Annotated in this window: 3 protein-coding genes; all 3 read left to right on the top strand. The window is 69.5% G+C overall.

Annotated elements, in window-relative coordinates:
* Positions 1 to 36 precede the first annotated feature (36 nt).
* From ACO2SS_RS28720 to ACO2SS_RS28710, 3 genes are read left to right on the top strand one after another with little or no spacing between them, the layout of a single operon-like run.
* Positions 37 to 1143: a vWA domain-containing protein gene (locus ACO2SS_RS28720; protein WP_423281288.1), complete on the top strand. Its 1107-nt coding sequence runs from the start codon at positions 37 to 39 to the stop codon at positions 1141 to 1143.
* Positions 1140 to 2033: an amidohydrolase family protein gene (locus ACO2SS_RS28715; protein WP_423281287.1), complete on the top strand. Its 894-nt coding sequence runs from the start codon at positions 1140 to 1142 to the stop codon at positions 2031 to 2033. Before ACO2SS_RS28720 ends, ACO2SS_RS28715 begins: the two co-directional genes overlap by 4 nt.
* Before the next feature lie 9 nt (positions 2034 to 2042).
* A complete protein-coding gene (locus ACO2SS_RS28710; protein ID WP_423281286.1) occupies positions 2043 to 2891 on the top strand; it encodes an MBL fold metallo-hydrolase in 849 nt (282 codons plus the stop codon).
* Positions 2892 to 3069 lie beyond the last annotated feature (178 nt).

The following is a 3069-nucleotide window of genomic DNA, read 5'->3' as shown; positions in this document are numbered from 1 at the left end:
CTCCCCCTCCGGGGGAGGAGACGGTCGGCAGCTGCCATGATCCTCCCCCCTGCCATCCGCCCCCTCGTCGCCTTCCCGGCGCTGCTCCGCCAGAACGGGTTTGCGGTCGCGCCGGAGCAGACGACCTCCTTCCTCATGGCGACCGAGCTGCTCGGCCCGCGCAGCGTCGAGCACCTGCGCCGGGCGGCGGTCGCGACGCTTGCGCCGCATCCCGAGCAGCGCGCGCGGTTCGACGCGCTCTTCGACGCCCACTTCCTCGGCGCGCTCGCCGAGCCGGGCGAGGAGGAATGGGCGCCGAACGAGGAGATGTCGGTCCAGGAGGATAGCGGCACGCGCGAGATCCTGGTCGGCGAGGAGGTGAACGAGAGCGGCCGTGCCGCGACCGATGCCGAGGCCCTGTCCGTCCGGCGTTTGAGGCTGCCGGACGATAGCGACACGCTCCGCCGCTTCGGACGCGACCTGCCGGCGGCATTGCCGCGCCGCCGCGGCTACCGCCATGGCAGGGCGCGGCGCGGCCCGACGATCGACCTGGCGCGGAGCCTGAAGGACGCCATCCGCCATGACGGCGAGGTGATGAGCCTGAAGCGCCTCCGGCGGCGCTCTCGGCCGCGCCCGCTCCTCTTGCTCATCGACGTGTCGGGCTCGATGAAGGAGCGGACGGACGCGCATCTGGCGCTCGCGCACACCGTTGTCGGGGCCGCGCCGCGCGCGGAGGTCTTCACTCTCGGCACCCGGCTCACCCGGCTGACCGGCGCGCTGCGCCGGCGGAACCGGCAGCAGGCCCTTTCCGAAGCGGCCGGCCTGGTGGCCGACTGGGACGGCGGCACGCGCATCGGCGATGCGCTCGGCGCCTTCCTGGCGGTGCCCCGCTATGCGAGCTTCGCACGCGGCGCGGTCGTCGTGGTCCTGTCGGACGGGCTGGAGCGCGGCGATCCGGCTGCCCTCATCGCGGCGATGCACCGGCTGGCGGCGCGGGCCCACCGGATCGACTGGCTTTCGCCGCTCGCGGGCGATCCGGAATACCGGCCGGAGACGCAGGTTCTCCGCGCCATCCGCCCGCTTATCGCCTCGCTCGCCGATGGCAGCAGCACGGCACGCGCCTGCCGCCACATCCTGTCCCTGGGCGGAGGGAAAGCCGCATGACAACCGGCATCGTCGACGCGCATTTCCACATCTGGCGGCAGGCGGATCTGCCCTGGCTGCTCGGGCCGATGGTGCCCCGCATCTTCGGGCCGTACGAGCCCCTCCGGCGCGACTACCCGATCGAGGAATACCTCGCCGATTGCCGGCCGGAGGGTGTCACGGAGGCCGTCTACGTCCAGGCGAACTGGGCTGCCGACCGCTTCGTCGACGAGGCGGATTTCGTGGCGGAAGCCTCAGACCGGATCGGCTTTCCCATCGCGATCGTCGCCTATGCGGACCTGCTGGCCGCAGATGTGCGCCCGCAACTCGACCGCCTTGCCGCGAACCCTCGGGTCCGCGGTGTGCGCATGCAGCTGCACTGGCACGAGAACCCGCTCTATCGCTTCGCGGCGAGGCCGGACCTCGCCCGGGACAAGCGGGTTCAGGCCAATGTCCGGCATCTCGGGGAGCATGGCTGGGCCTTCGACCTGCAGGTCTTCGCGCCCCAGATGGCGGGCGCCGCCGAGCTTGCGGAGACCTGTCCGGAGGTCACCTTCGTGCTCCAGCATGCCGGCATGCTGGAAGACCTCTCGGAATCCGGCATTGCGGCATGGCGGGCCGGCATGCAGCTGCTCGCCGCCCGGCCGAACGTCGTCAGTAAGCTCTCCGGCCTCGGGACCTTCCTGCGCGCCAACGACCCGGCCCACATCGCCTTCGTGGTGCGCGAGACGCTCGCGCTGTTCGGCCCCGAACGGTGCCTGTTCGGCTCCAACTTCCCGATCGAGAAGCTCTGGACGAGCTACCGCGAGCTCATGGACGCGCATCTCGCGGCAGTGCCGGAGGCGGCGCGGGCGGACGTGTTCGGCAATACTGCAAGGCGGGTCTACCGCCTGTCAGACAACAACGGGTGAGGGAACGGCATGGCGCTCGAGATCAAGATCCTGGATTACGGCGATATCGAGCTCGAATCGAGCTTCCTGGTGCTCGGGCGCGATTGCGGACGGACTCGCCGCGTCCACACATTCGGATTCCTGATCCTGGGCGGCCCCTGGCCCGTGGTGGTCGATACCGGCTACCGCCACAACCAGATCATGGAGACGCTCGGGATGCGCGGCCTCCAGTTCCACGAGAACATGATCGAAAACCAGCTCGCCCGCCACGGCGTGCGGATGGGCGACGTGCGCTACGTGCTGCACACGCATCTCCATATCGACCATGCCGGGAAGGACGAGCTCTTCCCGATGAACACCACGGTGATCATCAACCGGCGCGAGCTCGAATACTCGGTTTCGGGCCTCATGCATCCGCAATACCCGGCGCCGGACATCAAGCATCTGATCGATCGGCTGCACACGCGCGACGCGCTCCGCTTCGAGGACCTGGAGCTGTCCGGTCCCGTGGAACTCTTCCCGGGCTGCTACCTGGAGGCGGCGGGAGCCCATACGGAGGGCTCCATGAACGTCCATGTCGACACGCTGGAGGGCCGCGCCACGATCTGCGGCGACGTGATCTACGACTTCAACGACCAGATCGTGTCGCCCTACGGCGAGATCAGCTCGAACGAGCCCCGTACGACCGGCAACCACGGCGTCTCCAAGCGGGAGGAGAAGGCGGCGATCAAGAAGCTGCTCTCCTCCTCGCGCTTCCTGCTGCCCGTGCACGACAAGCCCGCGAAGATCGCCCACGGCCAGGTCGTCGGCCGCATAGACATGTCCGTGCCCGGCCCGATGGTGCAGTCCCTGCCGGCGCGGAACTGGTTCCCGGCGTGATGGCAGCCCCCTCCGTCAGGCGCTGCGCGCCTGACGGAGAGGGCGTACTGTCATTACCACCCACACTGCCGTCCGGCCGGGTTTCGCGGAGCTCGTCGATACCTGGGCGCCCGTCCGCCAGGTCGGGACGGGCTTTCAGTTCACCGAAGGCCCGGTCTGGCATCCGCGTGACCAGTAC

This window comes from Enterovirga sp. CN4-39, from assembly GCF_049446235.1.
GTDB lineage: Bacteria > Pseudomonadota > Alphaproteobacteria > Rhizobiales > Beijerinckiaceae > Enterovirga.
This window is presented reverse-complemented; position numbering and strand designations above follow the sequence as displayed.